The sequence below is a fragment of the Cupriavidus sp. 01L45 genome (assembly GCF_056399885.1).
Map to the genome: position 1 here is coordinate 35,176 of NZ_JBFTSG010000058.1, position 26,805 is coordinate 61,980.

Consider the following 26,805-nt stretch of genomic DNA (forward strand, 5'->3'; position numbering starts at 1 on the left):
TTGCGGGGCCTGACGCGAGCCAGTGACCCCGGCTTTCCGCCAGTCTGCTGCACAGCAGCAAGACTGGCAAGACGCCAATCACCGATTCAGCGGTCGCTTCAATCGGAACCAGAATGCAGGAATAGCGGGACGGGGGCAATCCCGGAGCGGCCCCAGGGGCCGCCCCGTCGTTTAGTGCGCCTCCTCCCAGTTGCTGCCGGTACCGACCTCGGCCACCAGCGGCACGCGCAGCTCAGCCACCGAGCACATCAGCTCCGGCAGCTTCACCTTGACCAGTTCCAGCTCGGCCTGCGGTACTTCCAGCACCAGTTCATCGTGTACCTGCATCACCTGGCGCGTACCCAGGCCGTCGCGCTCCAGCCAGTTCTGCACGGCGATCATGGACAGCTTGATCAGGTCGGCGGCGGTGCCCTGCATCGGCGCATTGATGGCAGCCCGCTCGGCGCCCTGGCGGCGCGGGCCGTTGCCGCCATTGATGTCCGGCAGCCACAGGCGGCGGCCGAACACGGTCTCGACGAAGCCCTGCTCGCGCGCGGTCTGCCGCGTTTCCTCCATGTACCGCGCCACGCCGGGGTAGCGCATGAAATAACGGTCGATATAGTGCTTGGCCGCCTCGCGCTCGATGCCGAGGTTGCTGGCCAGGCCAAATGCGCTCATGCCGTAGATCAGGCCGAAATTGATGACCTTGGCGTAGCGGCGCTGCTCGCTGCTGACCGCATCCGTGCTGACGCCGAAGATCTCGGCCGCAGTGGCGCGGTGCACGTCCTCGCCTTCGGCGAACGAGCGCATCAGGTTCTCGTCGCCCGAGATATGGGCCATGATGCGCAGCTCGATCTGCGAATAATCGGCCGACACGATCACATTGCCGGGGGCTGCGATGAAGGCCTCGCGGATGCGGCGGCCTTCCTCGGTACGCACCGGGATGTTCTGCAGGTTGGGCTCGGTCGAAGCCAGCCGGCCGGTCACCGCGGTGGTTTGCCCATAGCTCGTATGCACGCGCCCGGTGGCCGGGTTGACCATCTTGGGCAGCTTGTCTGTATAGGTGGACTTGAGCTTGGCCAGGCCACGGTAGTCCAGCAGCAGCTTGGGCAGCGGGTAATCCTCGGCCAGCTTCTGCAGCACTTCCTCGTCGGTGGAAGGCGCGCCGCTGGCGGTCTTCTTGACCACCGGCAGCTTCATCTGGCCGAACAGGATCTCGCCGATCTGCTTGGGCGAGCCAAGGTTGAAGGGCTGGCCCGCGGCCTCGTAGGCGGCTTGCTCCAGCTCCAGCATGCGCTGGCCGAGCTGCGCGCTCTGTGCGCCCAGGCGGTCGGAATCGATCAGCACGCCGTTGCGCTCGATCTTCTGCAACACCACGGAAACCGGCATCTCGATCTGCTCGTAGACGTAGCGCACGCCCTGCAAGGCCTCCACCTGCGGATACATGTTGCGGTGCAGGCGCAGCGTGACGTCGGCGTCCTCGGCGGCGTATTCGGTGGCGCGCGCAATGTCGATCTGGTCGAAGCCGATCTGGCTGGCGCCCTTGCCGCACACTTCCTCGTAGCTGATGGTCTTGAGGCCGAGCAGGCGCTCGGCAAGGCTGTCCATGCCGTGGTTGCGGTGGGACGCCAGCACGTAGCTCTGCAGCATGGTGTCATGCGCGATGCCACGGAAATTCACGCCGTGGTTGGCGAAAACATGCGAGTCGTATTTCAGGTTCTGGCCTACCTTGGCGCGCGACGGATCCTCCAGCCAGGCACGCATGCGCTCCAGCACGGCCTCGCGCCCGAGTTGGCCGTTGGCCTCCAGGCCGACCACATCGGGGCCGCGGTGGGCAACCGGGATATAGCAGGCTTCGCCCGGCTCGATCGACAGCGAGATGCCGACGAGTTGCGCCTGCATCGGGTCCAGCGAGGTGGTCTCGGTATCGATGGACACCAGCGGCGCGGTTTCGATACGCCGCATCCAGGCCTCCAGCGCCGCCTCGGTCGCCACGGTTTCGTAGCGGATCTGCGCGGGCGCCGGAGCGTCGTCGAACAGACCGCCCTGGGCCGGGCCCGCCTCTGCCGCCGCCGTACCGCCGGCAGCGGGCTGCGCCGCGCTGGCGCGCGCCTGGGCACGGGGGTTCGGCAGGCTTTCGCCGGTCGCCTCGCGCAGCCAGGTCTTGAAACCATAGCGCGCAAAGAAATCGATCAGCTTTTCCTTGTCCTCGCCGCTTTCCCGGAGCTGGTGGAAATTGGCCAGCGAGCTCTTCAGGTCGCAGTCGGTCTTGACCGTCACCAGCTCGCGCGCCTTGGGCAACCACTCCAGCGTATTGCGCAGGTTCTCGCCCACCACGCCCTTGATGCCGGCGGCGCCGGCCATGATGTCGTCGAGCGTGCCGTATTCGGTGAGCCATTTGACCGCCGTCTTGGGGCCGACCTTGGGCACGCCGGGCACGTTGTCCACCGCATCGCCGATCAGCGAGAGGTAGTCGACGATGCGCGCCGGCGGCACGCCGAACTTGGCCACGACGCCGGGCGGGTCGAGCACTTCGCCGCTCATGGTGTTGACCAGGGTGACATGGTCGTCGACCAGCTGGGCCAGGTCCTTGTCGCCGGTGGAGACCACCGTGCGCATGCCTTCGGCGGTAGCCTGGCGGGCCAGCGTGCCGATCACGTCGTCGGCCTCCACGCCCTCCACCACCACGATCGGCCAGCCCAGCGCGCGCACCGCCTCGTGGATCGGCTCGATCTGCCTGGCAAGGTCTTCGGGCATCGACGGGCGATGCTCCTTGTAGGCAGGATAAAGATCGTCGCGGAAGGTCTTACCCTTGGCGTCGAACACGCAAGCGCTATACTCTGCCGGGAAATCGTTGCGCAGCTTGCGCAGCATATTGATCATGCCGTAGATTGCCCCTGTGGGCAGCCCCTCCCCGTTCCTCAGATCCGGCAGGGCGTGATACGCGCGATACAAATAGCTCGACCCATCGACGAGCAAGAGTGTTTTTGGACTATCCGACATTCCCATGGACTCAAAATTGACTGGTGCCGCCGCAGGCGGTGCGAACGCCGCCCCCCTCTCCGACGCAGCCGGCGCCGAAAACCCGGCGGCGGCCCTCAAGCAGGCCGCGGAAGGCAGTATTACCACCGCGGCCGATATGGACGTGAACGTGACGGTCAGCACTGCCGCCGAAGGCCCGGGAGATACGGCTCCCGCCTCCGGCATCCGCGCCAACCCGCGCAAGATGATTCCCAGCCTGCGTGCGCTGGCCGACGAAGACCGCGCGACCGCAAAGAAGGCGCGCGCCTCGTGGCAAATGTTCACGATTATGGCAGAGTTCATCGAGGCGACCGAGTACCTTTCGGAGATCCGCCCGGCCGTCTCAATCTACGGCAGCGCGCGCCTGCGCGAGGATTCCCCCTACTACCAGCGCACCATCGAGATCGCCCGGCTGTTCTCCGACGCCGGCTTCGCGGTCATCTCGGGCGGCGGCCCGGGCATCATGGAAGCGGCCAACAAGGGCGCCCACGCAGGCAAATCGGCCAGCGTCGGCCTGAACATCGAGCTTCCGCACGAGCAGCAAGGCAATCCCTACCAGGACATCGCCATGCGCTTTCGCCACTTCTTCACGCGCAAGGTGACCTTCGTCAAGAATTCGGACGCCTTTATCGTGATGCCGGGTGGCTTCGGCACGCTCGACGAGCTGGCCGAAGTGCTGACCCTGGTACAGACCGGCAAGTCCCGTGCCGTGCCGGTGGTGCTGTTCGGCAGCCGTTTCTGGAAGGGCCTGCTCGACTGGTTCCGCTTCACGCTGCTGCCGATGGGCCTGATCGCCGAGCATGACCTCGACCTGATGAAAATCGTGGACGAGCCGCATGAAGTGCTCGAAGCGGTCTATGAGTACTACGAGCAGCGCGGCGGCGACAACCCGATCCCGCCCAAGGAAGAGATGTTCTACCTGTAAGCAGGGCTTGCACCGGGGCCGCCCGCCCTTCCGGAGCCGCAAGGCCCCGGAGGCGGCATGGTGCACCGCCGACCGACAGCCTCCGCCATTTCCGGACCCGTGCCCGGGCGGCCGCCTCTTAAAGGTGGCCGCCGGGTCACCGCAAGGGGCCCGGCGCGGGCAGGAATTGCTAGAATGGAAGCCTGACACACTGCCAAAGCCCGGCGCCGCCGGACTGCAGCGCCATTCGTGGTGCAGCATGCCCAGAGCCTGCAGCACTGCACAGGAGCCTTCAATGACCTCCCCCACTCTCCTGGCCACCGCGCGTGCGGAAGAGCCGGAGCCGTTCCCGGCCGCCGCCCGCGCGCTGGGTTTTGCAGCCCTGCTGGCGCTTTGCGCCCCCGCTGCGGTGATGGCGCAGCCGAACACCGAGCAGGCGGGCGGCGCCCTGACCCAGCAAGAGCTGAACCAGATCAACAACCGGCCGATCACCTCGCCGGCCAAGACCCAACTGAACCAGCCGCGCGAACCGAGCTTCCAGCTCAATGAGCGGGATGGCACCCAGGTCCGGGAATACAAGAACAAGGGCCAGGCCACCGATATCGAGGTCAAGTCCGGCATGGGCACCAAGTACCAGATGAGCAAGCCGGAAGACAGCTCGCCGAAGATCCGGGACCATGACACGAACCGCGTACCATCGGTCAAGGTGCTGCAATTCTGAGCACCGGCACGCCGGGTTTTAGCACCCCGGCTCCCGGGCCCTGGTTTTCGCTATCTGCTGTCTGCTTTCTGCTTCTTGTTTTCTGATTTCTGATTTCCCACGACCCCGCCAGACGATCACGGCGGGGCCGCGCCGGCGTTTCCGGCATCCATGCCGCGAGAGCCAAGCTTGCTTGCGCCCGCCGCCATCCGTTTCGATTCAAAAAAAGAGTATGGCCGTATTCACCACGGTCTCGCCGGACGAGATCGCCAGTTGGCTCCTTGATTACAACCTGGGCGAAATGCGCAATTTGCGCGGCATTGCCTCSGGSATCGAGAACAGCAATTTCTTYCTGACCATGGAGCAGGATGGCTGCACGCATGAATATGTGCTGACCATCTTCGAGCGCCTGACGTTTGAGCAGTTGCCGTATTACCTGCACCTGATGGCCCACCTGGCGGCGCACGGCATCCGCGTGCCGGCCCCGGTCCCGGACCGCGACGGCGAAATCCTGCGTACCCTCAAGGGCAAGCCGGCCACCATCGTCACGCGCCTGCCGGGCGGCTCGCAGCTGGCCCCCGGGGCCGGGCATTGTGCGGAAGTGGGCGACATGCTCGCCCGCATGCACCTTGCCGGCCAGAGCTATCCGCGCCAGCAGCCGAACCTGCGCAGCCTGCCCTGGTGGCAACAGACGGAGGGCGAGATCCTGCCTTTCCTGGATGCCGGCCAGCAAGCGCTGCTGCGGCAGGAACTGGCCCACCAGACCGCCTTCTTCGGCAGCACCGCTTACGCGGCCTTGCCGGGCGGCCCCTGCCATTGCGACCTGTTCCGCGACAATGCGCTGTTCGAGGACGACCAGGGCGGCCAGGACAAGCTGGGCGGCTTCTTCGACTTCTACTTCGCCGGCAACGACAAGTGGCTGTTCGACCTGGCGGTCACCGTCAATGACTGGTGCATCGACCTGGCCACCGGCACGCTCGACGATGCCCGCGTCCAGGCCTTGCTGCGGGCTTATCATGCTGTGAGACCGCTGGGGCCCACCGAGGCGCAGCACTGGCGCGACATGCTGCGCGCCGGCGCGCTGCGTTTCTGGATTTCCCGGCTGTGGGACTTCTACCTGCCGCGCGAGGCCGACATGCTGCAACCGCACGACCCAACCCATTTCGAACGCATCCTGCGCCGGCGCATCGAAGCCGCCGCGCTGCCCTGGACCTGACCGTCATGCAATTACTGGAAGTCTCCGCCAAGGAAGGTTATGTCTGGTTCCGCCAGGGTGTCTGGCTGTTCCGCAAGAACCCGCTCGCCTTCCTGATGCTGTTGTTTGTCTACCTGATCGCCGCGCAGCTCGCGGTGTTCGTGCCGCTGATCGGCATCATCGCGCTGCTGGTGGTCACGCCTGGCCTGTCGGTCGGCATCATGACCGCCTGCCGCGAGGTGATTCTGAACAAGCGCGTGCTGCCCACCGTGCTATTGGCCGGTTTCCGCGGCAACGGCAAACAGGCCAGCCGCAACCTGCTGGTGCTGGGCGGCATCTATGCGGGGCTGGTGTTCGTGCTGAGCCTGATCGCGGGCAGTCTGGTGGATATCAGCACGCTGGTGCCCATCCTGCTCAAGGAAGAAGCGCCGTCGGCCGAGGCCGTGCGCCAGCTCTACTTCGCGCTGATGATCGGCGCCGCGCTGTACACGCCGATTGCCATGCTGTTCTGGTTTGCCCCCCTGCTCACGGCATGGCACAACGTGCCGCCAGTCAAGGCGCTGTTCTTCAGCTGGACCGCGTGCTGGCGCAACCGTGGCGCGTTCCTGGCCTACGGCGTGGTGTTCGCGGTATTGCTGGTGGCGGTGCCTTTTTTCCTCGAGGCGTTGTTCGGCGCGCTGGGGGCCGAAGCGGTGCTGTCCTTCCTGGTCACGCCGTATTCGCTGCTGATGCTGGCGATCATGTATTGCTCGTTCTACGCCACCTACCGCGGCTGCTTCAATGTGGTGCCGGAGCAAGCGGCGGGCAGGACGGACGTGGCCGCCTGAAGACCTGACGGCTGGCGCCGGCCCAGGCGTGACCTGCCCCCGTCACGCGGCCGGCAGGTCGAACAACCGCGCCGCATTGCGGTCCGGCGCTGCCGCCAGCGGCCCCAGCCACTCCCATACCTTGCGCTGCAGGCCGCCATAGTCGGCCTCGGCCTCGTGATTGGTCCACGGCCAGTCCGATCCCCATAGCAGGCCTTGCTCGCCCAGGCAGTGGTGCCAGCCGGCCACCACGCCCGCCAAGTCGGCCGCCACGCGATATGGCGCGCTCAGCTTGACATAGACCTCCCTCTGCCCGCGCCACTGCGCGGCACAGGCCAGCATCGGCGCATCGCCCTGCGCGCCGGCCGCCGGCTTGCCGAAATGATCCAGCACCAGCGCAATCGGCACCGCCGGCAGCCAGGCCTGCAACTCGTGCAACCGGCCGGGATCGGTGTGCAACTCCAGGTGCCAGCCCAGCGCGTGGGCCGCCTCCAGCAGCGCGGGCCAGCGCGCATCACGCCATGATGCGTCTGCGTGCCGTCCCACCATATTCCAGCGCAGGCCGCGCACGCCCAGTCCATGCAGGCGCGCCAGCTCGCCAGCGGACACCGCCGGGTCCAGCACGCAAACGCCTCGCAGCGCGCGCGAAGCCGCCAGCGCCGCCTCCAGTTCGCTGTTGTCGCTGCCAAAGAAACTCGGCTGCACCACCACGCCCGCGCGCACGCCGTGCGCGCGGGAGATGGCTTGCCACTGCGCCAGGCTGGCGCCGTAGGCAGGCCGGTAGCGCGCACCGCCCACGGCGGGGGCATCTGCGGAAAACACGTGGAAATGGGTATCGATCTGGAACATGTTCTGGCCCGGGGGACGGCGCATGCCGCGCATGGATGTTAGCGCCTGCCACCTTGCGCCGGCCAGGCGCGCGATGGTTGACACCAGTGCCCCTCCATTCTATGCTCTAGTCCTATAGATGACTAGATACCTCGGCAATGAACATCGGCCGGGGCACGCACCCCGGAGACACGAATGCCCGACCGCTCCACCCTGCCCGCCCCGACGGGAGCCGGCCTTGACGCCTCGCCCGCCAGCCTGGCCGCGCCACGCTGGGCCCGCATCGCAACCGCGCTCAAGGGCCGCATCCTGGCCGGCGAATGGGCTTCCGGCACCGCCATTGCGGCGGAGAGCGCACTGGCGGAGCACTACGGCGTGGCGCTGGGCACCATGCGCGCCGCCATCCAGGCGCTTGTGGACGAAGGCCTGCTGGAACGCGTGCATGGCCGCGGCACCTTCGTGCGCGGCGCGCTGACGGGCGCCACCATGGCGCGGTTCTTCCGCTTTGGCGATGCCGGCTCGGAGATCCCGGAGTCGCGCATCGTGTCGCTGCGCACGCTGGCTGCCCCGGCGGATGTAGCGGCGCAGCTTGGACTGGCAACGGGCACGGCAGTGCTTCGCGTAATGCGCCAGCGCGGCTGGGAAGGCCAGGTCCGGCTGCTGGAGACCATCTGGCTGCCAGCGGCGCTGTTCAGCGAACTGGCCGCTCTCAAGCCCGCCGAGTTCGCACCCCTGCTCTACCCGATGTATGCCGGGCGCTGTGGGGTCACGGTCGGCCGCGCCGTCGACGACTTGCGCTTCACCCGGCTTGGCGCGCGCGAGGCCGCCCAGCTGGCCTTGCCGGAGGGCCATCCGGCGCTGGCGGTCAGCCGCGTAGCCTTCGACCTGGCGGGGCGGCGTGTGGAGTTCCGCCAGACGCTGGGCAATGCCGACGATTTCCACTATCGCGCCGAGGTTCGCTGAACTTCCCGAGAGCGCGCCGCCGCAAGCGCGGGCCGGCGCAGCTTCCCATACCGATACCGACCCGAGGAGACCCATGCGATTCCCAACCCGTCTTTGCGCCAGCGCCCTGTGCTGGCTCGCCGCCGGCACCAGCGGCTTTGCGCACGCGCAGGCCTGGCCTGCCGCCAAACCCATCCGGCTGGTGGTCACCTACGCGCCCGGCGGCGGCGCAGACACCATGGCCCGCATGATCTCGCCGCGCCTGGGCCAGGAACTGGGCCAGACCATCGTGGTCGACAACCGGCCAGGCGCGGGCGGCCAGATCGGCACGGACCTGGTGGCCAAGTCGGCGCCGGATGGCTACACGGTGTTGCTCGATGCCGCCTCGTTCGCGGCCAACCCGTCGCTCTACAAGCGGCTGCCCTACGACCCGGTCAAGTCCTTCGTCCCGGTCTCGGTGCTGGCGCTTTATCCCAATATGCTGGTGGTGAATCCGAAGTTCCCGGCCAAGTCCACGCAGGAGCTGGTCGCGATGGCCCGCGCCAAGCCGGGCAGCATTGCCTATGCCTCATCGGGCAACGGCTCGGCCCAGCACCTGGCGGGCGCGCTGTTCGCGCAGCGCATGAAACTGGACTTGCTGCATGTGCCGTACAAGGGCGGCGGCCCCGCCATGGCCGATGTGATTGCCGGGCAGGTGCCGGTGTTCTTTGCCAATACAGCCTCCGGCCTGCAACATGTGCGCGCCGGCAAGCTGCGCGTGCTCGGCGTGACCGGCGCCAGGCGCACGCCCATCCTGCCGGACACGCCGACGCTGGCCGAGTCAGGCGTGCCGCAATATGAAGTCTACGAGTGGAATGGGGTGTTCCTGCCGGCAGGCACGCCGCCGGAGATCGTCAAGCGCTTGTCGGATGCGATCCGCAAGGTCATCAACCTGCCAGAGAACCGCGAGCGCGTGACCAGCCTGGGCGGGGAGATCGTGGCCGGCACGCCGGCCGAGGCGGCAAAGTTCATCCAGGCCCAGACGACCGAATGGGCCAAGGTGATCAGGGAAGGCAACATCCAGCTGGACTAGCCGCCTCCCTGATCGCCAGGCCGTTCAGTCTATCGGGTCCAGCTTGGCCACCGACAGCACCAGCCACTTGGCGCCGTGGCGCTTGAAATTGATATTGGCGCGCGCCCCCTCGCCCTCGCCTTCCAGCCCGGTGATCACCCCCTCCCCGAACTTGTTGTGGAAGACGCTCTGGCCGATGCGCAGGCCCGCGCCGGCCTGGCGCTTGGCGTCGGCATAACCGTTGCCGGTGTCCATGCCGCCGGTGGGCTGGGTGCCCGAGTAGGGCACGTCCTCCGCCCGCTTGAACCAGTCGCGGCCCCAGCCGCCTTCGCTCTGCTGGCGGCGCTGCTGGGTGCCGCCGCCATAGGCCTGCGCCGGCGGCATGAGCCACTTCAGCGATGCGTCGGGCAGCTCCTCGAAGAAGCGCGACCGCACGTGGTAACGCATCTGCCCGTGCAGCACGCGGCTTTGCGCGAACGAGAGGTAGAGCCGTTCGCGCGCGCGCGTGATCGCCACGTACATCAGGCGGCGCTCTTCCTCCAGCCCGTCGGATTCCTTGGCGCTGTTCTCGTGCGGGAACAGGCCTTCTTCCAGCCCGGTGATAAAGACCGCGTTGAACTCCAGCCCCTTGGCGGCGTGCACCGTCATCATCTGCACCGCATCCTGGCCGGCCTGGGCCTGGTTGTCGCCGGCTTCCAGCGAGGCATGGGTGAGGAAGGCCACCAGCGGCGTCATCACGGCCGGCAGCGCTTCGGGATCGAGCACCTGCTGGGCCTGGTCGCCGTCGGCCAGCACCGGCAACTGCGCGCCCTCGCGCCCGACCGGGATCGCGCTGGCCAGCGCGTCCAGCCCGTAGCCTTCTTCCGTCACGAACGCCTGCGCCGCCGTCACCAGTTCCTGCAAGTTCTCAATGCGGTCCTGGCCTTCTTTCTCGCCGCGATAGTAGTTGATCAGGCCGCTGGTGTTGGTCACGTACTCCACCGTTTCCGGCAGCGTCATGCGGCGCGTCTCGGCGCGCATCTGCTCGATCAGCCGCACAAAGGCGCCCAGCGTGCTGCCGGCCTTGCCGGGCACGTAGGCTACCGCCTCCGCGAGCGAGCAGTCGTACTGGCGCGCCGCATCCTGCAGCGATTCCAGCGAACGCGCGCCGATGCCGCGCGCCGGGAAATTCACCACGCGGCCGAAGGCGGCGTCATTGCGCGGGTTCTCCAGCAGTTGCAGGTAGGCCAACGCGTGCTTGACTTCGGCGCGCTCGAAGAAGCGCAGGCCGCCGTACACGCGATAAGGGATGCCCGACGAGAACAGCGCGTGCTCGATCACCCGCGACTGCGCGTTGCTGCGGTAGAGGATGGCAATCTCCGAACGGCTCATGCCCTGCGCGATCAGGTCGCGGATCTCTTCCACCAGCCAGGAAGCTTCCTGGCCGTCGGAGCCGGCCTGGAACACCCGCACCGGCTCGCCGTGACCGGCATCGGTGCGCAGGTTCTTGCCCAGGCGCCGCGCGTTGTGGGCAATCAGGTGRTTGGCCGAATCCAGGATGTGGCCGTGCGAGCGGTAGTTCTGCTCCAGCTTGATCATGTGGCGCACGCGGAATTCATCCTCGAAGTCCCGCATGTTGCCGACATTGGCGCCGCGGAAGGCGTAGATGCTCTGGTCGTCGTCGCCCACGGCGAACACCGCGGCCGGGCTCTGCGTGCCGAAGCCCGCCAGCATCTTTAGCCACCGGTATTGCAGCACGTTGGTGTCCTGGAACTCGTCCACCAGCACGTGGCGGAAGCGATGCTGGTAGTGCTGGCGAATGGCGTCGTTGTAGCGCAGCAGTTCGTAGCAGCGCAGCAGCAGTTCGGCGAAATCGACCACGCCTTCGCGCTGGCACTGCACGTCATAGGCGGCGTAGAGGTCAACGAAGCGGCGGTTGAAGTCGTCGTTGGCCTCCACATCGGCCGGGCGCAGGCCTTGCTCCTTGGCGTTGTTGATGAAGTACTGCAGGTTCTTGGCCGGGTACTTCTCGTCATCGACGTTGAGCGACTTGAGCAGGCGCTTGAGCGCGGAGAGCTGGTCCTGGCTGTCGAGGATGGCGAAGGTCTGCGGCAGGCCGGCGTCGCGGTAATGGGCGCGCAGCATGCGGTTGCACAGGCCGTGGAAGGTGCCGATCCACATGCCGCGCGTATTGATGGGCAGCATCGAGGTCAGCCGCGTCATCATCTCCTTGGCGGCCTTGTTGGTGAAGGTCACCGCCAGCAAGCCCGCCGGGGACACCCGGCCGTTCTGGATCAGCCACGCGATGCGGGTGGTCAGCACGCGCGTCTTGCCGCTGCCCGCCCCGGCCAGGATCAGCGCCGGTTCGTCAGGCAATGTGACGGCGGCTAGTTGTTCGGCATTGAGATTGGCAAGCAGGTCGGACATCGGGGAGGCCTTGTGGAGTGCCCCGAATTATACCGGGGTACCCGCCGGCCTCCCCGGCGCTTCGCCGCGCGTGGCGCCATGACGCAAAAACAGCACAATCCCTCTGACATCCCACCTTCCCCCCTCCCGGCAAGGCCGGGCGGCACGCCAGGGAAGGCACTAATCGTCGCCGGCGCACCGGTCCCGGCCCGAAATCGCGCGCCCTCCACCCGCCTCCCCTATAATTTGACGTTTTCCCGGCGCGTTGCCCTTGCCCGCCTGGCCCGCAGAATCCGACGTAATCATCGACATCCGAGCATGACCGCCCAAGACCAGTCCCTTGCCAAGAGCTTCGAACCCGCCGCCATTGAGGCCAAGTGGGGCCCAGAGTGGGAGAAGCGCGGCATCGCGAAGCCGACCCTAGATCCGGACCGCCCGGACTTCTGCATCCAGTTGCCGCCGCCGAATGTGACCGGCACGCTGCACATGGGCCATGCCTTCAACCAGACCATCATGGACGGGCTGGCCCGCCACGCCCGCATGACCGGCGCCAACACGCTGTGGGTGCCCGGCACGGACCACGCCGGCATCGCCACCCAGATCGTGGTGGAACGCCAGCTGGAAGCGCAGGGTGTGTCGCGCCATGATCTTGGCCGCGAGAAATTCATCGAGAAGGTATGGGCCTGGAAGGAAGAGTCCGGCTCGACCATCACGCGCCAGGTCCGCCGCATGGGCGCCTCGATCGACTGGAGCCGCGAGTACTTCACCATGTCGCCGGAGATGTCCAAGGCGGTGACGGAAGTGTTCGTGCGCCTGTACGAGCAGGGCCTGATCTACCGCGGCAAGCGCCTGGTCAACTGGGATCCGGTGCTGGGCACCGCGGTGTCCGACCTGGAAGTGGAGAACGTCGAGGAAGAAGGCTCGATGTGGCACATCCGCTATCCGCTGGCCGAGCCCGATACCGTGCACGGCCTGACCCACCTGACCGTGGCCACCACCCGTCCGGAGACCATGCTCGGCGACGTGGCGGTGATGGTGCACCCGGAAGACGAACGCTACGCCCACCTGATCGGCAAATCGGTGCGCCTGCCGCTGACCGGCCGCGATATCCCGGTGATCGCCGACGATTACGTCGACCGCGAATTCGGCACCGGCGTGGTCAAGGTAACGCCCGCCCACGATTTCAACGACTATGCCGTGGGCCAGCGCCACAAGCTGCCGCAGTTGTCGATCCTGACGCTGGACGCAAAGATCGTCGCCGATGCGCCCGCTGCCTACGCTGGCCTGGACCGCTTCGAGGCGCGCACCCGCATCGTCGCCGACCTCGAGGCGCAAGGCCTGCTGGCCGAGGTCAAGAAGCACAAGCTGATGACGCCGCGCAGCGAGCGCACCGGCAGCGCCATCGAGCCGATGCTGACCGACCAGTGGTTCGTTGCCATGAGCAAGCCGGCGCCGGAAGGCACCTTCAATCCGGGCCGCTCGATTGCCGAAGTCGCGCTGGATGCCGTGCAGAGCGGCGAGATCAAGCTGATCCCGGAAAACTGGAACAGCACCTACAACCAGTGGCTGGAGAACATCCAGGACTGGTGCATCTCGCGCCAGCTGTGGTGGGGCCACCAGATCCCGGCCTGGTACGACGAGTCCGGCAAGTGCTTCGTCGCCCGCACCGAGGAAGACGCGCAGGCCCAGGCGCGCGCGGCCGGCAGCACCGGCCCGCTACGCCGCGAGGATGATGTGCTCGACACCTGGTTCTCGTCGGCCCTGGTGCCTTTCTCCTCGCTCGGCTGGCCTGCCGAGACGCCGGAGTTGCAGCATTTTCTGCCTTCGTCGGCACTTGTTACCGGCTACGACATCATCTTCTTCTGGGTGGCGCGCATGGTCATGATGACCAAGCACTTCACCGGCAAGGTGCCGTTCCACACCGTGTATGTGCACGGCCTGGTGCGGGATTTCGAAGGCAAGAAGATGAGCAAGTCCGAGGGCAATACCCTGGACCCGGTCGACCTGATCGACGGCATCGACCTCGACACCCTGGTCAAGAAGCGCACCACCGGCCTGCGCCGTCCCAAGGACGCGCCCAAGATCGAGAAGAAGACCAAGAAGGAATTCCCCGAAGGCATTCCCGCCTTTGGTGCGGATGCACTGCGCTTCACCTTTGCCTCGCTGGCCACGCTGGGCCGCAATGTCAACTTCGACACCGGCCGCTGCGAAGGCTATCGCAACTTCTGCAACAAGCTGTGGAACGCCACGCGCTTCGTGCTGATGAACACCGAATGGCACGACTGCGGCATGGGTCCGTGCAGCCATGACTGCGGCCCCGACGGCTACCTGCACTTCTCGCAGCCGGACCGCTGGATCGTGTCGCTGCTGCAGCGTGTCGAGGCCGAGGTGGAGAAAGGCTTCGCCGAGTACCGCTTCGACAACATCGCCAGCGCCATCTACAAATTCGTCTGGGACGAATACTGCGACTGGTACCTGGAACTGGCCAAGGTACAGATCCAGAACGGCACGCCCGCGCAGCAGCGCGCCACCCGCCGCACGCTGTTGCGCGTGCTGGAAACGGTGCTGCGCCTGGCCCACCCGATCATCCCCTTCATCACCGAAGAGCTGTGGCAGAAGGTGGCGCCGCTTGCCGGCCGTGCCAAGGGCGACGGCAGCGAGACGCTGGCGCTGCAAGCCTACCCGCTGCCGGCCATGGCCAAGATCGACGAAGCCGCCGAGCAATGGACCGCGCAGCTCAAGGCCGTGGTCGATGCCTGCCGCAACCTGCGCGGCGAGATGAATATCTCGCCGGCGCAGCGCATTCCGCTGTACGCCGAGGGCGACAGCGCCTTCCTGACGTCGGCCCAGGCCTATGTGCAAGCGCTGGCGAAACTCTCCGAGGTCAAGGTATTCGAAGACCAGAATGCCCTGATGGCCGAAGGTGCGGGCGCTCCGGTGGCTATCGTCGGCGGCAACCACCTGCTGCTGAAGATCGAAATCGACGCGGCCGCGGAACGCGTGCGGCTGGCCAAGGAAATAGAGCGCATCAGCGCCGAAATCGGGAAATGCCGCGGCAAGCTCTCCAATGAGAGCTTCGTCGCCAAGGCACCTCCCGCCGTTGTCGCGCAAGAAACCCAGCGTCTGTCGGATTTCGAACAGACGCTGGTCAAGCTGCAGGATCAAATACAGCGATTGCCGGCATGAGCTTTGCGTCACCAGCAGGGCTATGTACACCGAAATGATAAGGAAACCTGATATGGAAACCCGTGTCACCAAGGCTGTCTTCCCGGTAGCCGGTCTCGGCACTCGTTTTTTGCCGGCTACCAAGGCGAGCCCGAAGGAAATGCTGCCCGTGGTCGACAAGCCGCTGATTCAGTACGCCGTGGAAGAAGCCATGGCCGCTGGCATCACCGAGATGATCTTCGTGACCGGCCGCTCCAAGCGCGCCATTGAGGATCATTTCGACAAGGCCTACGAGCTCGAGGCGGAACTGGAGGCCAAGAACAAGCAGGCCCTGCTCACCCTGGTGCGCTCGATCAAGCCGTCGCACGTGGAGTTTTTCTACGTGCGCCAGCCCGAGGCCCTCGGCCTTGGCCACGCCGTGCTGTGCGCGGAAAAGCTGGTGGGCGACGCACCGTTCGCCGTGATGCTGGCCGATGACTTGCTGGATGGCGAGCCCCCGGTGATGAAGCAGATGGTGGACCTGTACGGCCACTACAACTGCTCGGTGCTGGGCGTGGAAGAGATCGCGCCGGAGCAGAGCCGCTCCTATGGCGTGGTCGCCGGCCGCGAATGGGACGAAGGCGTGATCAAGGTATCCGACATCGTCGAGAAGCCCGCGCCCGAGAACGCACCGTCCAACCTGGGCGTGGTGGGCCGCTACATCCTCACGCCGCGCATCTTCGACCATATCCGCAATCTCAAGCCGGGCGCCGGTGGCGAGTTCCAGCTCACCGATGCGATCCAGTCCCTGCTCAGCCAGGAGCAGGTGCTGGCTTACCGCTACAACGGCGTTCGCTACGATTGCGGCAGCAAGCTGGGCTACCTGAAGGCTACCGTGGAGTTTGCACTCAAGCACCCGGAAGTCATGGACGAGTTCGGCGCCTACCTGCGCGCGCGCACCGACAACATCTGAAACGCGGCCATCCTTGTCGCCATGAAAAAAGCCGCGAAAACGCGGCTTTTTTCATGGCGACGGCACTGAACCGGATTTAGCGCCTGCGCATGTAGAACACAAACACCTTGTCGACTTCCTGATGCGACAGCAGTTCGTTGCCGGTCTGCTTGGCAAAAGCCTGGAAATCGCGCGTGGCGCCGGGGTCGGTGGCAAGCACCTTGAGCACGTCGCCGCTGGCCATGTCGGCCAGCGCCTTCTTGGTACGCAGGATCGGCAGCGGGCAGTTCAGCCCCCGCGCATCCACTTCTTTCTGGAACTCCATTCCTCTCTTCCTTGGTTCAGGGCTTTCAGGGCCTGTCATGACCGTCGTGGCCACGGCAGCCATGCCTGCCTCTATCGATGTCTATGACCGGTATTGTAGCGAAATGCCCGGCACTCCCAAGCCATCGCGCCGGCGCGGATCGGGAATGTCCTCGCCGGTCTGGCGATCGAAGAAACGCACCGGATGCCCGCGCGAGGCCAGCCAGTCCGCCACCGCGAAGCCCGTGCCCGCCGACCAGATCCGCATGTCCTCGGGCGCCACCAGCTTGTAGTCGGCCAGCTCCTCCGACAGCGCGATCTCGCCGCTCGCCTGCACATGGTAGGCAATGATCAGCTCGTTCTTGCGCATGAACTCGTAGACGCCGATCAGCGATACCGATTGCGCGTCGAGGTTGGTTTCCTCCTTCAGCTCGCGCGCCACGCCCTGCTCCGGCGTTTCGTCACGTTCCAGGAAACCGGTCACCAGCGCAAACATTTTCTCCGGCCAGGCGGCGTTGCGCGCCAGCAGCAGCTTGCCTTCGTATTCCACCACTGCGGCAAGCACCGGCAGCGGATTGTTCCAGTGGACAAAGCCGCACTCTGGCTGAATGCAGGCATCGCGCTCGCGGCCGGAGTGCGGCAGCAATTCCAGCGGCGAGCCGCATTGCGGACAGTATCGGTAGACGGACATGCGGGGGCTCCTTCCTTTATGTGGTCTTGTTATGGTGGGCGCGTTCAGGCGCCGCAGGCAATGCGCATATCGGCCGCCAGCGCCTCGACGGTCTCCGGCTGCAGATCCCACGCGCACATGAAGCGGCAGCCGCCGGCACCGATAAAGGTGTAGAAGCGCCAGCCCTTGGCACGCAGGGCCTCGATCGCGGGAATCGGCAACTCGGCAAAGACCGCGTTGGACTCGGTCGGGAACATGATGCGCACGCCGGGAATGCCGGCGATACGCTGGTGCAGCAACTGCGCCATGGCGTTGGCGTGGCGGGCGTTGCCCAGCCACACGTCGTTCTCCAGCAAGCCCAGCCACGGCGCCGAGATAAAGCGCATCTTGGAGGCCAGCTGCCCGGCCTGCTTGACGCGGTAGGCGAAATCCTCGGCCAGCTTGCGGTCGAAGAAGACCACCGCCTCGCCCACCGGCAGGCCGTTCTTGGTGCCGCCGAAGCACAGCACGTCGACACCCGCGCGCCAGGTGATCTCCGACGGATGCACCCCGAGCGAAGCCACGGCGTTGGCAAAGCGAGCGCCATCCATGTGCACGCGCAACTGGCGACGCTTGGCGATGGCGGCGATGGCGCGAATCTCCTCCACCGTGTACACCGTGCCAACCTCGGTCGACTGCGTCAGCGACACCACCTTGGGCTTGGGATAGTGGATATCGGAGCGGCGCGTGACCAACGCTTCGATCGCGTCAGGCGTGAGCTTGCCGTTGGCGCCCGGCGCGGTCAGCAGCTTGGAGCCGTTGGAGAAAAACTCCGGACCGCCGCACTCGTCGGTCTCGATGTGCGCCAGCTCATGGCAAATCACTGAATGGTACGACTGGCACAGCGCCGACAACGCCAGCGAATTCGCCGCTGTGCCGTTGAAGACGAAGAACACCTCGCAGTCGGTCTGGAACAGATCGCGGATGCGGTCGCAGACTTTCTGCGTCCACGAATCGTCGCCGTAGGCCTGTTCGTGGCCGCTGCCGTTGGCTTCGAGGAAATACTTGAGCGATTCCGGACAGAAGCCGGCGTAGTTGTCGGAGGCGAAATGCTGCATGGGGAAATCCGTGGCGGGTGGCGAGGCGCGAGCCGCTGGCGTTGGGGCTTGTGGCCTTTGGCCTGGCGGCTGGCTGGTTTGAAGCTGGCTCCGGTCTGGCTTGCCGTGGCCTGGCGTGGCTTATTTCTTGTCAGCCCACAGTTCCCCGCCGGTGGCCCAGTTCTCGCGCTTGATGTCGGTAATGATGATATCCACGGCCGAGGCCGAGCAGCCGAGCGTTTCGCAGGTAACGCGGGTGACTTCCTCGACCAGCTTGCGCTTTTGCTCGATGGTGCGGCCTTCGAAGAGTTCTACATGGTAAGTCGGCATGGTTTGATTCCTGTTGTCTGGTTATATTGCCGGGCCTGGGGATGCGGGGTGGACGCGCATCCCGACCGACGGGCCCGGGTCCGTCAATCGCGGTACGAACCATCGATTCTATCCAGTTTGCGCAACAACGATGGCCATTCCAGCGCGCCTTCGACGGCGCCGTCGTCGTGAAGCTGCTCGGAAGCCCGTTGCGCCAGCGCGTGCGGCGGCTGCACGAGCTGTCCGCCGGCCTGCGCGCCCAGCTGGATCTCGCACGCCTTGATGAGGGTCGCCATCAGCACATAAGCCTCGGCCACGGTCCGGCCCACCGTCAGCGTGCCGTGGTTGCGCAGCAGCATGGCGGGATGCTGGCCCAGCGAAGCGGTCAGCCGCGCGCCCTCGGCGGGCGTGAAAGCCAGCCCCTCGTAGTCGTGGCAAGCCAGGCGGCCATAGAAACGCATGGCATGTTGCGACAGCGCCAGCAGGCCGCAGGCCTGGGCCGATACCGACACGCCGGCGCTGTTGTGCAGGTGCATCACGCACACCGCATCCGGGCGCGCGGCATGCACCGCGCCGTGCAGCGCGAAGCCGGTGACATTGACGGGATGCGCGCTTTCGCCCACCACCTCGCCACGCCCGTTGATCTTGACCAGGTCGCTAGCGCGGATCTCATCGAAGGCAAAACCGAAGGGATTGATCAGGAAGTGACCGGGCTCGCCAGGCACGGTGGCCGAGATATGCGTGTAGATCAGGTCATCCCAGCCCTGCAGGGCGCACAGGCGGTAAGCCGCGGCCAGGTCGGCGCGCATGCGCAGTTCGGCCTGCGTGGCGGGCTGGGTGGCGCCCGCGGCACGGGCGGGCTGCAAGGCAAAGGACATGGACGGTCTCCTGCGCCGCCCCGCGCGCCGGTTCTGCCAACCGGCACCGTGGACGGCGAAGGCGATACTGTAGCGCAAGCCAGGTGCGGCGTCAGGGCGTCCCGCAACGGCCCGGCCCCGCCCTCACGCCGCGGCCGGGGTGGACTCCGTCCGGCTCATCCAGGCGAAGATCGCGCCCCCCAGCAGCAGGGCCGCGACCGCGCAGCACAGCGAAGCCGCGAAGCCGCCGCTGCGCGCCACCAGGGCCGTGGCCAGCGGCGGCCCGACGATCTGGCCGAGGCCATAGCTGGCGGTCATCAGGCCCATCAGGCGCTGCGCCTGCGCGCCCCACAGCCGCCGTGCCTCGCGCATGGCGAACGACACCAGCGCGTTGAAAGGCAGCCCCGCCAGCATGCTGCTGAGCGCGAAGCCGGCCACCGTCGGCCAGACCACCGCGATGGCCACGCCGATCGCCTGCATGGCATAGGTAAAGGCCAGCAGCCGGCGATTGTCGCGCTCCGTGCTGACGCGCGAGGCCACGAAGGCGCCGATGATCACGCCCACGCCGAAGATGGGCCAGAACAGGTCGGCCCATAGCGAGCCCGGCATGGCCTGGCGCGCGATCACAGGCAGGAAGGTGGCGGTAATGATGTAGCCGAATCCGGCCAGGCCATAGGCCAGCGTGAGCAGCCAGGTCTCGCGGTTCAGCCGCGGCGCCGGTGGCGCCAGCGCGGCCGGTCCGCCGGCGTGCGCGCCGCGCGGCGCCGGCGTGAAGATGTGCCAGGTCGCACCAACCAGCAGCACCGCGAGCACGCCGAAGGCCAGCCAGCCCCAGCTGGCTCGCCAGCCGGCACTCACCATGGCGAAGGCCGAGACACCAGTAAAGACAATACCGATCCCCGGCCCGCAAAAGATCACGCCGCCCAGCGGTGCCCTGCCCAGTTCGGCCAGCCGGTGCATGCACCAGGCCGAGCCGTAGACCATGACCAGCGCGCTGGCCACGCCGGCCGCGGCGCGCCACAGCCCCCAGGCCGCCATGCCGCCGGGGGCGGCCATGCCGAGCGTCAGCAGCACAGTGGCAACCAGCCCGCAGCGGACCATGCGCGCCGGATCGGGACGGATGAACAGGCAGGCCGCGGCGCCGGCGAAGTATCCCAGGTAGTTCAGCGTGGCGAGCCAGCCGCCCTCTCCCAGCGTGACGCTGCCGTCGTGCAGCATCATGGGCAGTAGCGGCGTAAAGGCGAAGCGGCCGATGCCCATTGCCACGCCCAGCGCCGCCAGGCCCGCCAGCGCCACGGCCCAGACTCCGGGCTGCGTACTAACCGGCGCAATGGCGCTGACAAGCTGACGGTCGGCGCTGCTCATCTACGCGCGCGCCCGGTGGCGGGCGATGGAGAGTGTCGAGTTCATGGCAGCATGCTACGCTCGGATCGGCAAACCAAAAAATGAATAATTGAGAACACAATCATCTTCATTCAAGATGATTCTGCTGCGTATGCGGCAACCAGCCGCTACCACCCGTCACCACCCGCTTCCGCCTACCTGTCAATGGAGATCGCAATGGACCTGGCCTCCCTGGAGATCTTCCGCGCCGTGGTCGAGGAAGGCGGCGTCACGCGCGCCGCCGCCCGCCTGCACCGCGTGCAATCCAACGTCACCACCCGCATCCGGCAACTGGAAAGCTCGCTCGGCGTCGAGCTGTTCCTGCGCGACGGCAAGCGCATGGTGCTGACGCCCGCCGGAAAAACCTTGTTCGACTACGCCCGGCGCGTGCTGGACCTGGCCGAAGAAGCGCGCCAGGCTGTACTGCCAGCCAAGCCGCAAGGCCGCCTGCGCATCGCCTCGATGGAAAGCACGGCGGCCAGCCGCCTGCCCGCCGTGCTGGCTGCCTATCACCAGGCCTGGCCGGATGTGCAGCTCGAACTGGTGACCTGCACCACGCGCCAGGCCATGCAGGCGCTGGCGCGCTTCGAGGTGGACTGCGCCTTTGTGGCCGAGCCCCTGGATGACCCCACGCTGGCGTGGCTGCCCGCGTACCAGGAGGAACTGGTCCTGGTCGCGCGCGAGCGCCACGCGCCCATCCACAGCGCCGCCGACCTGGAAACCCGCACCATGCTGGCCTTCGAATCCGGCTGCAACTACCGCGCGCGGCTGGAAGCCTGGTTTGGCGCCAGCGACAGCCTGCCGCGCCGGGTGCTGGAGCTCGGCTCCTACCACGCCATCATTGCCTGCGCCGCCGCTGGCATTGGCGTGGCCATTGTGCCGCGCTCGGTACTTGGCCTGTACCGCGACCTGCCCAAGATCAGCATCCACGGCCTCGGCCCGGCCGGCCAGGTCTGCACACTGCTGGCCTGGCATCCGGCCATGGCCAGCACCGCGCTGGGTGCGCTGGCCGACACGTTCCGCGCGTCGCAGCCTGGCCTCGCCGCGGCGGCCTGAGTCCATTCGCCACGCAACGCGGCTGGCGCACACCGGCAAGATGTGCCCGGTCGCCTACACTGGAAGTGGCGCCGCGTTTGCACCCCTCGTGCCGGCGTCACTGCCATGAAGCATGCCCAGATGCTCTTTCGATGGCTTGCCGCCGGCCTCTTGCTAGCCGTTGCCGCGGCCGTGGCCACGCCCGCCACGCCAGCCAACGCGCAGGCAAGTGCCCCTGAGCCGGCGTCCACGACCGCCCCCACGGCAGCCAGCATCGCCAATGCCAGGGCGCCCGTCGTCGTGATCGCCCTGAAAGGCGCGGTCGGCCCGGCCAGCGCCAGCTTCATCCTGCGCGGCATGACGCGCGCGCGCGAGGCCGGCGCCCAGTTGATCGTGCTGGAGATGGACACGCCGGGCGGGCTGGACCTGTCGATGCGCGAGATCATCCAGGCCATCCTGGCCTCGCCGATACCGGTGGCAAGCTATGTCTATCCAGGCGGCGCGCGCGCGGCCAGCGCCGGCACCTACATCCTCTATGCCAGCCATATCGCGGCGATGGCGCCGGGCACCAATCTTGGCGCCGCCAGCCCGGTGCAGATCGGYATCGGCGGGCCGCAAAAGCCGGAAACCGCACCGGCCTCGGCGCCCGCGAGCGCGCCGCCGCAAGACGTCATGGAGCGCAAGCAGATGCATGACGCCTCGGCCTATATCCGCGGCCTGGCGCAACTGCGCGGGCGCAATGCCGAGTGGGGCGAGCGCGCGGTCCGCGAGGCGGTCAGCCTGTCTGCGAATGAAGCCGTGACGCAGCATGTTGCCGATCTGATCGCACCCGACCTGCCCGCCCTGCTGCGCGCCGTGGACGGGCGCCGCATCCAGGCGGCCGGTGCGGAGCGCGTGCTGCGCACCGCGCAGGCGCCGGTGCAGGTGCTGGAACCGGACTGGCGCGACAACTTCCTGGGGGTCATCACGGATCCCAGCGTGGCGCTGATCCTGATGATGGCCGGCATCTACGGCCTGATCTTCGAGTTTTCCACCCCGGGCATGGTGGTGCCCGGCGTAGGCGGCGCGATCTGCCTGCTGCTGGCGCTGTTCGCGCTGCATATGCTGCCGGTCAGTTACGCGGGGCTGGGGCTGATTGCACTGGGCATCGGCTGCATGGTGGCCGAGTTGTACCTGCCGACCTTTGGCGCACTGGGCGTGGGCGGCATCATCGCCTTCATCTTCGGTGCGGTGATGCTGATCGACACCGACGTGCCCGGCTTCGGCATTCCGCTGTGGCTGATCGGCAGCCTGGCCCTGGCCAGCGCGCTGTTCCTGTTCGCGGTCTGGACGCTGCTCTGGCGCGCGCGCCGCATGCCTTCGATCAACGGCGGCGATGCCTTGATCGGTACGCCCGGCGTGGTGCTGGAAGACCTCTGGGACGATGGCTGGGCCGAAGTGCGCGGCGAACGCTGGCAGGTGCACAGCGCCATGCCGCTGGCGCGCGGCCAGCACGTGCTGGTCATCGGGCGCCACGGGCTGCTGCTCGAGGTACGGGCCACGGACGCGGCCCCGATTCAATCATCCACCCAAGGAGCTTGATCATGGCATTCGGATTCAGCGCAGGCGGTCTGGTCTTCCTGATAGCCCTGCTGATCGTTTCGTCCATCCGCGTGCTGCGCGAGTACGAGCGCGGCGTGGTGTTCATGCTGGGGCGCTTCTGGAGGGTCAAGGGGCCGGGGCTGGTGATCCTGATCCCGGCGGTGCAGCAGATGGTGCGCGTGGACTTGCGCACGGTGGTGATGGACGTGCCGCCGCAGGACGTGATCTCGCGCGACAACGTGTCGGTCAAGGTGAACGCGGTGGTGTACTTCCGCGTGATCGACCCGGAGCGGGCCATCATCCAGGTAGCGAATTTCCTCGAAGCCACCAGCCAGCTGGCGCAGACGACACTGCGCTCGGTGCTGGGCAAGCACGAACTCGACGAGATGCTGGCGGAGCGCGAGCAGCTCAATATCGATATCCAGAAAGCGCTGGATGCCCAGACCGATAGCTGGGGCATCAAGGTGTCCAACGTGGAGATCAAGCACGTCGACCTCAATGAATCCATGATCCGCGCCATCGCGCGCCAGGCCGAGGCCGAGCGCGAACGGCGCGCCAAGGTGATTCATGCGGAGGGGGAATTGCAGGCTTCGGTGAAGCTGCTCGAGGCGGCGCAGATGCTGGCGAAGGAGCCGCAGGCAATGCAGTTGCGCTACCTGCAGACGCTGACGCAGATCGCGGGGGACAAGAGTTCGACGATCGTGTTTCCGCTRCCGATCGACATCCTGACGCTCGTGGGGAAGCTGAGCCGCGAGTCGACGTAAAAAAAGGCGCCGAGGGCGCCTTTTCGATGCTGCGGGGATTCAGACTCCTGCCGGTTTGCTCCCTCTCCCCCTGAGGGGAGAGGGAGAGACAGCCGTCGTCATGGCAGATGGTTTTGGCCCAGCCAGTCGGCTTCGTTTCAAGCCTCGGCGTTGCCTCAGACCTTGGCCGCCACCCACTCGCCGACGCCAGCCAGCGCCTTGGGCAGATTGGCCGGCTCCGTGCCGCCGGCCTGCGCCATGTCCGGACGGCCGCCGCCCTTGCCGCCGACCTGCTGCGCGACAAAGTTGACCAGCTCGCCGGCCTTGACCCTGCCAGTGGCATCGGCGGTAACACCCGCGATCAGGCTGACCTTGCCGTCGGCCACGGCGCCCAGCACGATGGCCGCGGTGCCCAGCTTGTCCTTGAGCTTGTCCATGGTCTCGCGCAGCGTCTTGACGTCGGCGCCGTCAAGCTGGGCTGCCAGCACCTTGATGCCCTTGACGTCGATGGCCTGCGCCGCCAGCTCGTCGCCCTGCGAGGCGGCCAGCTTGCTCTTGAGGCGTTCCAGCTCCTTCTCCAGCGCGCGCACCTGTTCCTGCACCTGGCCGATACGCGGCACCAGCTCGGACGGTTGCGCCTTGAGCGCGGCGGCGGCTTCGTTCAGCTTGGCGTCCAGCGCCTGCAGGTAGTGCAGCGCGTTATCGCCGGTGATGGCTTCGACGCGGCGGATACCCGCTGCCACGCCGCCTTCCATCACGATCTTGAACACGCCGATATCGCCGGTGCGGGTCACGTGGGTACCGCCGCAAAGCTCCTTGGAGCTGCCGATCGACAGCACCCGCACGTCGTCGGCGTACTTCTCGCCGAACAGCGCCATGGCGCCGCTCTTGACGGCGTCGTCGAAGGGCATGACTTCGGCGCCGGTGGCCGCGTTCTGCAGGATCTCGGCGTTGACGATTTCCTCCACGCGGCGGATCTGCTCGTCGGTCATCGCGGCATTGTGCGAGAAGTCGAAGCGGGTCTTGTCGGCATCGACCAGCGAGCCCTTCTGCTGCACGTGGCTGCCCAGCACTTCACGCAAGGCCTTGTGCATCAGGTGGGTGGCCGAGTGGTTGCGCACGGTGCGCGCGCGGCGCTGCGCATCGACCTGCGCGGTGACGCTGTCGCCCACCTTGAGCGCGCCGCCCGCCAGGGTGCCCTGGTGGCCGAACACGTCGGCCTGCACCTTGGTGGTGTCGGCCACGGTGAAGACGGCATCGCCGTTCTTCAGTTCGCCCTGGTCGCCGGCCTGGCCGCCGGACTCGGCGTAGAACGGCGTGTTGTCGAGCACCACCACGCCGGTCTGGCCGGGCTGCATGGTGTCCACGGCGGCGCCATCCACATACAGCGCGGTGATCTTCGCGCCGTCCACGCCCAGCTTCTCGTAGCCGTGGAAGGTGGTCTTGTCGCCCTTGTACTCCAGGCCGGCCGCCATCTTGAACTTGCCGGCCGCACGGGCCTGCTCGCGCTGGCGGTTCATGGCCGCGTCGAAGGCGGCTTCGTCCACCGTCAGTTCCTGCTCGCGGCACACGTCCTGCGTCAGGTCCAGCGGGAAGCCAAAGGTATCGTGCAGCTTGAAGGCGAGTTCGCCGTCGAGCACCTTGCCGCCCTTGAGCTTGATATCGGCCAGTGCGGCATCGAGGATGGACATGCCGTTCTCGATGGTCTCGAAGAAGCGCTCTTCCTCGGCCTTGAGCACTTCCACCACACGCGATTCGGCCTCGGCCAGCTCCGGATAGGCTTCGCCCATCTGCGCCACCAGGTCGGCTACCAGCTTGTGGAAGAACGGCGTCTTCTGGCCCAGCTTGTAGCCGTGGCGGATGGCGCGGCGGATGATACGGCGCAGCACGTAGCCGCGGCCTTCATTGCCGGGGATCACGCCGTCGACGATCAGGAAGGCGCAGGCACGGATGTGGTCGGCGATGACCTTGAGCGAGTTCTGGTTGAGGTTGTCGGTATGGGTCTCGCGCGCGGCACCCTTGATCAGCGCCTGGAACAGGTCGATCTCATAGTTGCTGTGCACGTGCTGCAGCACCGCGGCGATACGCTCCAGGCCCATGCCGGTGTCGACGCAGGGCTTGGGCAGGCGCGGCATATTGCCTTGCTCGTCCCGGTTGAACTGCATGAACACCAGGTTCCAGATCTCGATGTAGCGGTCGCCGTCTTCCTCCGGCGATCCCGGCGGGCCGCCCCACACTTCCGGGCCGTGGTCGTAGAAGATTTCCGAGCAGGGGCCGCAGGGGCCGGTGTCCGCCATCTGCCAGAAGTTGTCCGAGGCATAGCGCGCGCCCTTGTTGTCGCCGATGCGCACGATGCGCTCCGCCGGCACGCCGACTTCCTTGGCCCAGATGTCGTAGGCTTCGTCGTCTTCCGCGTACACCGTGACCCACAGCTTCTCGGCCGGCAGCTGGTAGACCTTGGTCAGCAGCTCCCATGCGTACTGGATGGCCTCGCGCTTGAAATAGTCGCCAAACGAGAAGTTGCCGAGCATTTCAAAGAAGGTGTGGTGACGCGCGGTGTAACCCACGTTCTCCAGGTCGTTGTGCTTGCCGCCGGCGCGCACCGAACGCTGCGACGAGGTCGCGCGGGTGTAGGGGCGCTGGTCGGTGCCCAGGAACACGTCCTTGAACTGCACCATGCCGGAATTGGTGAACAGCAACGTCGGATCGTTCCCCGGCACCAGGCTGGACGAGCGGACCACGGTATGGCCCTTCGATTCGAAGTACTGCAGGAACTTGCTGCGGATGTCGGAGACTTTCATGTTCTGGGCAGGGCGTCCGGCGGCGTGGCAGGGCGCTGTCGGTCAAGATGGAGGATTTGCAAACCATTGATTATACGGGGAAGCCCCGCCGCGCGGCAGCCCGCCGGGGATTCGTCGCGCGCGGCCCGCGGCGCCCCGCC

The 26,805-nt window shown here is 66.7% G+C and carries 21 protein-coding genes; 11 read left to right on the forward strand and 10 right to left on the reverse strand.

The genetic code is table 11. The features are described from left to right. Window positions 1–171: 171 nt before the first annotated feature. Window positions 172–2,982, reverse strand: coding sequence for a DNA polymerase I (gene polA, locus AC1DT6_RS31940; RefSeq protein WP_477111850.1), 2,811 nt, complete (start codon window positions 2,980–2,982; stop codon window positions 172–174). Between the two features lie 4 nt (window positions 2,983–2,986). On the opposite strand from polA, the gene AC1DT6_RS31945 reads away from it, so the two are divergent. The 4 genes from AC1DT6_RS31945 (at window position 2,987) to AC1DT6_RS31960 (ending at window position 6,626) form a co-directional block, all read left to right on the forward strand. Further along, window positions 2,987–3,925 carry an LOG family protein gene (locus tag AC1DT6_RS31945; protein WP_441631572.1) on the forward strand — a complete coding sequence of 313 codons (939 nt, stop codon included), beginning with the start codon at window positions 2,987–2,989 and terminating at the stop codon, window positions 3,923–3,925. Window positions 3,926–4,199: 274 nt separating this feature from the next. Continuing rightward, window positions 4,200–4,625, forward strand: a complete 426-nt coding sequence (locus AC1DT6_RS31950) for a hypothetical protein (protein WP_045239542.1) — start codon at window positions 4,200–4,202, stop codon at window positions 4,623–4,625. Between the two features lie 211 nt (window positions 4,626–4,836). Beyond that, entirely contained in the window at window positions 4,837–5,820 is a 984-nt protein-coding gene (locus tag AC1DT6_RS31955) for a homoserine kinase (RefSeq protein WP_441631574.1), read from the forward strand. Window positions 5,821–5,825: 5 nt separating this feature from the next. Beyond that, window positions 5,826–6,626 (forward strand): BPSS1780 family membrane protein, encoded by an 801-nt coding sequence (locus AC1DT6_RS31960; RefSeq protein WP_035866458.1) that lies wholly within the window; start codon window positions 5,826–5,828, stop codon window positions 6,624–6,626. 42 nt (window positions 6,627–6,668) lie between these two features. Here AC1DT6_RS31960 and AC1DT6_RS31965 read toward each other — a convergent pair whose 3' ends face one another. Further along, entirely contained in the window at window positions 6,669–7,538 is an 870-nt protein-coding gene (locus AC1DT6_RS31965) for an amidohydrolase family protein (protein WP_441631577.1), read from the reverse strand. A gap of 90 nt (window positions 7,539–7,628) precedes the next feature. Between AC1DT6_RS31965 and AC1DT6_RS31970 the strand changes: the two genes are divergently transcribed. Together AC1DT6_RS31970 and AC1DT6_RS31975 are read left to right on the forward strand one after the other, a co-directional pair. After that, window positions 7,629–8,396 (forward strand): GntR family transcriptional regulator, encoded by a 768-nt coding sequence (locus AC1DT6_RS31970; RefSeq protein ID WP_441631579.1) that lies wholly within the window; start codon window positions 7,629–7,631, stop codon window positions 8,394–8,396. Between the two features lie 73 nt (window positions 8,397–8,469). Further along, the gene (locus tag AC1DT6_RS31975; protein ID WP_441631581.1) at window positions 8,470–9,447 is read left to right on the forward strand and encodes a tripartite tricarboxylate transporter substrate binding protein; all 978 of its coding nucleotides are present in this window, start codon (window positions 8,470–8,472) and stop codon (window positions 9,445–9,447) included. A 24-nt stretch (window positions 9,448–9,471) separates the two neighbouring features. On the opposite strand, the gene AC1DT6_RS31980 is transcribed toward AC1DT6_RS31975, so the two are convergent. After that, complete coding sequence (locus tag AC1DT6_RS31980; RefSeq protein ID WP_441631583.1) at window positions 9,472–11,832, reverse strand: UvrD-helicase domain-containing protein; 2,361 nt, start codon at window positions 11,830–11,832, stop codon at window positions 9,472–9,474. Between the two features lie 297 nt (window positions 11,833–12,129). Here AC1DT6_RS31980 and AC1DT6_RS31985 point away from each other — a divergent pair, with 297 nt between their 5' ends. Continuing rightward, window positions 12,130–14,997: a valine--tRNA ligase gene (locus AC1DT6_RS31985; RefSeq protein ID WP_477115203.1), complete on the forward strand. Its 2,868-nt coding sequence runs from the start codon at window positions 12,130–12,132 to the stop codon at window positions 14,995–14,997. A 52-nt stretch (window positions 14,998–15,049) separates the two neighbouring features. Then, complete coding sequence (gene galU / locus AC1DT6_RS31990) at window positions 15,050–15,928, forward strand: UTP--glucose-1-phosphate uridylyltransferase GalU (protein ID WP_441631587.1); 879 nt, start codon at window positions 15,050–15,052, stop codon at window positions 15,926–15,928. A 76-nt stretch (window positions 15,929–16,004) separates the two neighbouring features. On the opposite strand, the gene AC1DT6_RS31995 is transcribed toward galU, so the two are convergent. The 6 genes from AC1DT6_RS31995 to AC1DT6_RS32020 form a co-directional block, all read right to left on the reverse strand. Further along, entirely contained in the window at window positions 16,005–16,232 is a 228-nt protein-coding gene (locus tag AC1DT6_RS31995) for a sulfurtransferase TusA family protein (protein ID WP_011297045.1), read from the reverse strand. Window positions 16,233–16,313: 81 nt separating this feature from the next. Further along, complete coding sequence (locus AC1DT6_RS32000) at window positions 16,314–16,901, reverse strand: NUDIX hydrolase (protein ID WP_045236076.1); 588 nt, start codon at window positions 16,899–16,901, stop codon at window positions 16,314–16,316. A gap of 44 nt (window positions 16,902–16,945) precedes the next feature. Further along, window positions 16,946–17,977 (reverse strand): threonine aldolase family protein, encoded by a 1,032-nt coding sequence (locus tag AC1DT6_RS32005; protein ID WP_441631592.1) that lies wholly within the window; start codon window positions 17,975–17,977, stop codon window positions 16,946–16,948. A 120-nt stretch (window positions 17,978–18,097) separates the two neighbouring features. Beyond that, window positions 18,098–18,286, reverse strand: coding sequence for a 4-oxalocrotonate tautomerase (locus AC1DT6_RS32010; protein ID WP_035866483.1), 189 nt, complete (start codon window positions 18,284–18,286; stop codon window positions 18,098–18,100). An 83-nt stretch (window positions 18,287–18,369) separates the two neighbouring features. Next, the gene (locus AC1DT6_RS32015; protein ID WP_441631594.1) at window positions 18,370–19,143 is read right to left on the reverse strand and encodes a class II aldolase/adducin family protein; all 774 of its coding nucleotides are present in this window, start codon (window positions 19,141–19,143) and stop codon (window positions 18,370–18,372) included. 123 nt (window positions 19,144–19,266) lie between these two features. Further along, a complete protein-coding gene (locus AC1DT6_RS32020) occupies window positions 19,267–20,487 on the reverse strand; it encodes a YbfB/YjiJ family MFS transporter (RefSeq protein ID WP_477111853.1) in 1,221 nt (406 codons plus the stop codon). A gap of 195 nt (window positions 20,488–20,682) precedes the next feature. On the opposite strand from AC1DT6_RS32020, the gene AC1DT6_RS32025 reads away from it, so the two are divergent. The 3 genes from AC1DT6_RS32025 to AC1DT6_RS32035 all read left to right on the forward strand — a co-directional run bounded on the left by AC1DT6_RS32025 (window position 20,683) and on the right by AC1DT6_RS32035 (window position 23,885). Continuing rightward, entirely contained in the window at window positions 20,683–21,561 is an 879-nt protein-coding gene (locus tag AC1DT6_RS32025) for a LysR family transcriptional regulator (protein ID WP_441636572.1), read from the forward strand. 105 nt (window positions 21,562–21,666) lie between these two features. Continuing rightward, a complete protein-coding gene (locus AC1DT6_RS32030) occupies window positions 21,667–23,121 on the forward strand; it encodes an NfeD family protein (protein ID WP_441636571.1) in 1,455 nt (484 codons plus the stop codon). A 2-nt stretch (window positions 23,122–23,123) separates the two neighbouring features. Continuing rightward, entirely contained in the window at window positions 23,124–23,885 is a 762-nt protein-coding gene (locus tag AC1DT6_RS32035) for a slipin family protein (protein WP_441636569.1), read from the forward strand. A gap of 155 nt (window positions 23,886–24,040) precedes the next feature. Here the strand turns inward: AC1DT6_RS32035 and alaS are convergent, their stop codons facing one another. Then, complete coding sequence (alaS, locus tag AC1DT6_RS32040; RefSeq protein WP_441636567.1) at window positions 24,041–26,665, reverse strand: alanine--tRNA ligase; 2,625 nt, start codon at window positions 26,663–26,665, stop codon at window positions 24,041–24,043. Between the last annotated feature and the right edge of the window lie 140 nt (window positions 26,666–26,805).

What these genes read in the sequence shown, in the direction of transcription:
- AC1DT6_RS31995 (WP_011297045.1), bottom strand. Translation starts at nt 16,232, where the DNA reads ATGGAGTTCCAGAAAGAAGTGGATGCGCGGGGGCTGAACTGCCCGCTG.
- galU (WP_441631587.1), top strand. Translation starts at nt 15,050, where the DNA reads ATGGAAACCCGTGTCACCAAGGCTGTCTTCCCGGTAGCCGGTCTCGGC.
- polA (WP_477111850.1), bottom strand. Translation starts at nt 2,982, where the DNA reads ATGTCGGATAGTCCAAAAACACTCTTGCTCGTCGATGGGTCGAGCTAT.
- AC1DT6_RS31945 (WP_441631572.1), top strand. Translation starts at nt 2,987, where the DNA reads ATGGACTCAAAATTGACTGGTGCCGCCGCAGGCGGTGCGAACGCCGCC.
- AC1DT6_RS31985 (WP_477115203.1), top strand. Translation starts at nt 12,130, where the DNA reads ATGACCGCCCAAGACCAGTCCCTTGCCAAGAGCTTCGAACCCGCCGCC.
- AC1DT6_RS32025 (WP_441636572.1), top strand. Translation starts at nt 20,683, where the DNA reads ATGGACCTGGCCTCCCTGGAGATCTTCCGCGCCGTGGTCGAGGAAGGC.
- AC1DT6_RS32020 (WP_477111853.1), bottom strand. Translation starts at nt 20,487, where the DNA reads ATGAGCAGCGCCGACCGTCAGCTTGTCAGCGCCATTGCGCCGGTTAGT.
- AC1DT6_RS31960 (WP_035866458.1), top strand. Translation starts at nt 5,826, where the DNA reads ATGCAATTACTGGAAGTCTCCGCCAAGGAAGGTTATGTCTGGTTCCGC.
- AC1DT6_RS32015 (WP_441631594.1), bottom strand. Translation starts at nt 19,143, where the DNA reads ATGTCCTTTGCCTTGCAGCCCGCCCGTGCCGCGGGCGCCACCCAGCCC.
- AC1DT6_RS31950 (WP_045239542.1), top strand. Translation starts at nt 4,200, where the DNA reads ATGACCTCCCCCACTCTCCTGGCCACCGCGCGTGCGGAAGAGCCGGAG.
- AC1DT6_RS32000 (WP_045236076.1), bottom strand. Translation starts at nt 16,901, where the DNA reads ATGTCCGTCTACCGATACTGTCCGCAATGCGGCTCGCCGCTGGAATTG.
- alaS (WP_441636567.1), bottom strand. Translation starts at nt 26,665, where the DNA reads ATGAAAGTCTCCGACATCCGCAGCAAGTTCCTGCAGTACTTCGAATCG.
- AC1DT6_RS31970 (WP_441631579.1), top strand. Translation starts at nt 7,629, where the DNA reads ATGCCCGACCGCTCCACCCTGCCCGCCCCGACGGGAGCCGGCCTTGAC.
- AC1DT6_RS32010 (WP_035866483.1), bottom strand. Translation starts at nt 18,286, where the DNA reads ATGCCGACTTACCATGTAGAACTCTTCGAAGGCCGCACCATCGAGCAA.
- AC1DT6_RS32005 (WP_441631592.1), bottom strand. Translation starts at nt 17,977, where the DNA reads ATGCAGCATTTCGCCTCCGACAACTACGCCGGCTTCTGTCCGGAATCG.
- AC1DT6_RS31975 (WP_441631581.1), top strand. Translation starts at nt 8,470, where the DNA reads ATGCGATTCCCAACCCGTCTTTGCGCCAGCGCCCTGTGCTGGCTCGCC.